Annotated in this window: 4 protein-coding genes; all 4 read right to left on the bottom strand. The window is 45.3% G+C overall.

Translation table 11 applies throughout. The features are described 5' to 3' along the window. The coding region (locus tag B9T16_RS25745; RefSeq protein WP_410246098.1) for a LysM peptidoglycan-binding domain-containing protein at window positions 1-1,542 on the bottom strand (1,542 nt) is incomplete at its 3' end. 567 nt (window positions 1,543-2,109) lie between these two features. Next, complete coding sequence (locus tag B9T16_RS25740) at window positions 2,110-2,571, bottom strand: tRNA (cytidine(34)-2'-O)-methyltransferase (RefSeq protein ID WP_006616954.1); 462 nt, start codon at window positions 2,569-2,571, stop codon at window positions 2,110-2,112. Window positions 2,572-2,729: 158 nt separating this feature from the next. After that, entirely contained in the window at window positions 2,730-3,881 is a 1,152-nt protein-coding gene (gene gshA, locus B9T16_RS25735; protein ID WP_317270330.1) for a glutamate--cysteine ligase, read from the bottom strand. A gap of 59 nt (window positions 3,882-3,940) precedes the next feature. Next, complete coding sequence (locus B9T16_RS25730; protein ID WP_317270329.1) at window positions 3,941-4,759, bottom strand: cobyrinic acid a,c-diamide synthase; 819 nt, start codon at window positions 4,757-4,759, stop codon at window positions 3,941-3,943. Between the last annotated feature and the right edge of the window lie 125 nt (window positions 4,760-4,884).

Raw genomic sequence — 4,884 nt, 5'->3', positions numbered from 1 at the left:
GGGGTTAAACTGAGGATTAATCCGTTGTAGTCGTCTGGGGTTAGGTTCAGTAGCAGTGAAAACCTGATCAGCGGTTTCGGCTTTTTCCGCCTTGGCTTCGATTGCTAATTCTTCTGGTTCCTGAGAAAAGCTGACAGTTTGATAGGAATAGGTGGGTTGAGACTGTTGAGCGTGGTACTCGTTTCGCAGTCGCTCAATCTCAGTTCTCAGGCGATCGCTATAGAGTCTACTGCTGCTGTGGCGGCGATTGAGAGGGGTAAGCCTTCTCTCCTCAGCATCAGCAAGACTAAATTCCCCATTACTACTGGGTTGGGACTCACCACTAGTTGATAGATCCTTTCGTGAAGCTGTAGTTGAGTTATCAGTATAGTTAGACTCTATGACAGGGGTTTGTTGACTGAGTTCAGAGAGTTTTCTGGGCCAGATGCGATCGCCACCATCATTTGATGTACCCAAGCGATCGCCCACCACTTTCAGGCCCACCGGTTTGGTGATATCGCCAGATATTTGGGACGGGAGAACTGTAGGAGTCACAGTTTGACTCAAGCGTAGTCTAACAGAAGCTCCCGGAGTATTGTCGCCAGTAGATGCTCTGTGGCTAGGAGTAGTAGTTTGGGTTCTTCCCAAATCAACTCTGGAGTTGTTTAAGTTGTGATCTGCTGTGTAACTATCTCTTGGAGATGTCAGATAGTTATTCAAACGTTTAGGAATCCTCAGTTCTTGATCAACCTTAATCAAGTGAGGGTCAGTCAAATTATTAGATCTAATCACATCATTCACTGAGACCCCGTGAGCTTCAGCAATGCGATCGATAGTGTCTCCTGAGCTGACCTTATAGACCACCGAAACCGACTGATTGGGGTCAGAGTCAATCACCAACGTACCCGGAACCCGATTAAAGGAACTGATGTCAGTTTCCCTAATTGTCTCCCTCACCGCGTTGCTAACCTGGGAAGGTTGAGAAAAACGAGGGCTAGGGGCAGTATTTTCCGTAACATCAGAGCTAGATCTATAGGAGTCTGAACCGCTAAGGCTATTTCCCCCCACCCTTTCGATGGTGTCAAACTGATTGGGGAAAGGTTTGTCTTCAGATTTTGATAAAGACGGTTCCGAGACAACCACAGACCCTGGCTGGGCTTGCTCTTGGGCTTGAGTCTCGTTTTCCTGATGGTCAATAACTGCTGCTGGTTCTACTGGGGTTGTCGAACCCATAGACCTAGAATTAGATTCTGTCAGGTTTCGCAGAATGGATGGTTGCCAATCTGATGAATCAGATACTGAGTCGCCGTTTTGATTAAATGCAGCTTGATTAGAAGAAGACTGCATGGCTTTGGTGCTATCGGCTGTTAGTGACTCAGTAGCAGCACTACCCCCTTCGGGAAACAGAAGACCTGATGCAATCGCTAAACCCAAGAACGCAGCAGAGGTTTTTACCCGGCTCCGACTGGGGACTGTGACCTGTTGTGTAGTTTCCAAGTTCATATCTGTCTCATTGGCACCCGTAACAACAGGTTGATTGTTGTGTGGAACTGTTCCTTTCAAAGAACGACCTCCTATGGAGAAGCGCTTAAACTGTACCTTGGGGCTGGTTTTCCTCAGTTATCTGTATTTAACACGGCTTTAAGCAGAACCTGCGATTACAGTAACTGATAAGTGATATTTATCATGCTGATTACATGAGGCCAACCACTGCCAGCCATATTGATTAGGTCAGATTACCTTGCTTTTTGAATTTCGACAAGCCACCTTTACCCATCAATTACCCCAAGTTTGAGAGTGTGAGTTAACTATCTAGCAATTCCCTTTATGTCATAGATAAAAGACAGTTGGCAGGAAATGCAGATTGGGAATCCGCTGATCCCGAATCAAACTTTACACCATCTACCTCAAAAAACACAATGGCTTGGGAACCATGTTTTGTGGTTTCCCAACTTTAGCACAGTAGTGTTAAGAATATACTCAAGTAGCCAACAACTTGATATATCAATCCTTACGCCGACTTTACCCTCTCACCCAGACATCCTTGGATTTATCACGAAAATCTATCAGAAGACATAGAGCTACTCCTCCAGTAGTATATAATCAAAACTTATGTTTAGACCGTGGGGGTTAAGCCAGCAAACCTAGTTGTCGGCGGGCTTCAAACAATCCTACAGCGGCACTAACGGAGAGGTTCAGGCTGCGGACATTGGGTTGAGACATGGGGATGTAGACGGTAGCTTGACAGAGGGCTAGAACTTCTGGAGGGAGCCCTTCTGTCTCGCTACCAAACAGCAGCCAATCATTTTCCTGAAATGGAAAGGACACATAATTCTGTTTTCCACGGGCGCTAAATCCGACCCAGCGGCCCCCTAATGGTTGGTGAAAGGCTCGGAAATCCTCTATATGGGTATGGTATTTCAGGGGCACATAGGGCCAGTAGTCTAGTCCGGCCCGTTTCAGATAGCGATCGCTAATTTCAAATCCCAGGGGACCCACCAGATGCAATGGTGTTTGGGTAGCCGCGCAGGTGCGGGCAATATTCCCTGTATTTTGGGGGATTTGAGGATTAACTAGAACGAGTTGGGGCATAGTCGATCGCATGAAATAGCCAGGAATTTAGCTGCCAGAAGTCAATACTATATCATTCCCAACTTCTGAGGGGAAAGCCACATTTCTATAGCTTTTTTTTATATTTCCTCCCCGGCTGGGGACATAAGATATATTAATAGGTCTTTTGCATCAACCCACTAGGTAACCAGTAATTGACATAATTTATCTTCAAGTTCCTGTTCCTGTTCATAAGCATCAGCGATCGCCTTTTTGATAATACTGCGGGTATCCATGCCACTTTCATACTGTTTAAGCCACTGTCCGGCGCTGTTTCCCTCCCGCAGAATCTTTTTGAGGGGAGACAGAAAACAGCTAAAACCGCGCTGTTTAGCCAGTGGCCACACTTCTGCATAGAGATTTTCGATCCAATCGCGGGCTAAAATACTACTGCCATCTTTCCAGTGTCTCAGGTTAGCGTCCAGACTCCGGTGGGCGACTGCTTCCTCATTAGCATCTGCGATCGCCACTAATTCCTGATTGCGGGTGTTGGCTGGTAGGCTACTCAATTCCAGGGGGTCTAGGTTGGGGGTCTCCATCAGTTGCCATAACCTCGCCTCTAGGAGGGCTGTAGTCGCCAGCAAGGCTATGGGATTCACTATTAGGTCACAAATCCTTAATTCCAGGCGATTGAGGCTGTAGGGGCGACGGACACCGTTAGGACGCACCGAACACCACAGGTGTCGCACATTTCTCATAGTTCCAGCTTCGAGTTGTTCATTAGTCCACTGGATATAATGAGAATGACTTTCAAACAGGGGAACGTGGCGGGGAGTTTTGGGGAACAAATGCCACCTATGGGAGTGATAGCCCGTGGGTTTACCGTCCAAAAAGGGAGAGGAGGCGCTGAGGGCTAGGTACAATGGCGCTTCTACTCGCACTAGGCGCACCGCACGCATTAGCACTTCCGGATCATCAATACCGATGTTAATATGGATGCTGGCGGTAACTACATCAGTTCCGTAGGTTTCCTGAATGTAGGCATGATAGGGGTTGTTGGGGTCAGAACGGTAAAAGCGCCGACTGTCGCCCAGAGACAGGGTGCTACCTGGTATAATGGTGTAGTTGCCAAGTTGGTGCAGGTATTGTCGCAATTGTTGCCGAGGTTTTACTAAAGCGCAAAGGGAGCGATCGTAACTGCAAATTGGGGCGGTTATATACTCCACATTACGAGTATCTGGTTCTCGGACAAACCCATCAAGATTTTTGACTATCTTATCGGAAAAACCTACTATATCCCCTTGGGGTGTACCCGTGTACATTTCCACTTCAAAGCCTTTGGGTAGTAACACTTTTGTGCCTCACTTAATTTAGATTAACGTAAACTAGGATAGAGTCTAGGGAGTGAGTGTTAACTAGATTCTAGCATTGATTCGGAGTTCCAAGGAAAAATACTTTCCGATTCGGAAAAGTTAAAAATATAGTCATAATCAAATTCGAGGGCATGGATATGTCTAGTTACCGAAAAGCCACAGTCAACAATTTGGTCAGTGGTAAAAGTGGCCATGATTAAAGCCATCAGTTTGGCATGACTTACCTCCGGTGCTTTCACAAAATAATCCCGTTTGGCAAAAAAGACTTTTTCATCTTTAGGCACAACCAGGCGATTAAGGCGGTGAGCATATTGGATAGGTTTAATATATTTTTTGATGAATTCATCCTGATTTTTTTGCAATCTCGCTAGTCTTTCGTGTTGTTGCCAACTCATTTTGAACATAATTTTAATCAATTCAAAGCCGACAATATAATTAAAAACGTTCTCTTTTTCTTTGGTGCTGACTACTAATTTTAAAGCTGATTCCAAGTAGATATCTGGCTGACATCTAGCATCTTGGGCGGAGTGTATATAGAACTGACGGATATATTTTCTGAGGACGACTTCCGTTAAGGGTGTAGTGACTTTAAACCAGTTAAAGTATCTTTGAATGCGATTAATTGAGTCGATATCTTCCAGTAATTTAGACACTAAGCCATCGGCGGTATAATCATCTAAAAATTGTGCTTGCTTTTCGGGTTGGGAAGCACAGAATATATAACATAAAGATAGTAAATAGCGTCGTTGTTCCCAAGGCAAACTTTCCGCCCATTGTTGGGCTTCGGGAGGTAGTTTATCAAATAAAATGTTATTTTTGAGAGGGGCTAAAATGTCAGCATTTGATTCGGGTTTCATAGTAGTTGTATCCCACTGTCTGGTTTTTGATATTAGCTGACAGCAATTTAACGGCACTGCATCACTGGAGACATTGTTACCATGTTAACAGGGGCGATCGCCATTTACAAACCATCCGCAACTGG

It is taken from the genome of Arthrospira sp. PCC 8006 (assembly GCF_046480465.1).
In the GTDB taxonomy this organism is placed as follows: Bacteria; Cyanobacteriota; Cyanobacteriia; order Cyanobacteriales; family Microcoleaceae; genus Limnospira; species Limnospira platensis.
Note: the sequence above shows the minus strand (reverse complement) of the source record. Positions and strands in the feature narration are given on the sequence as shown.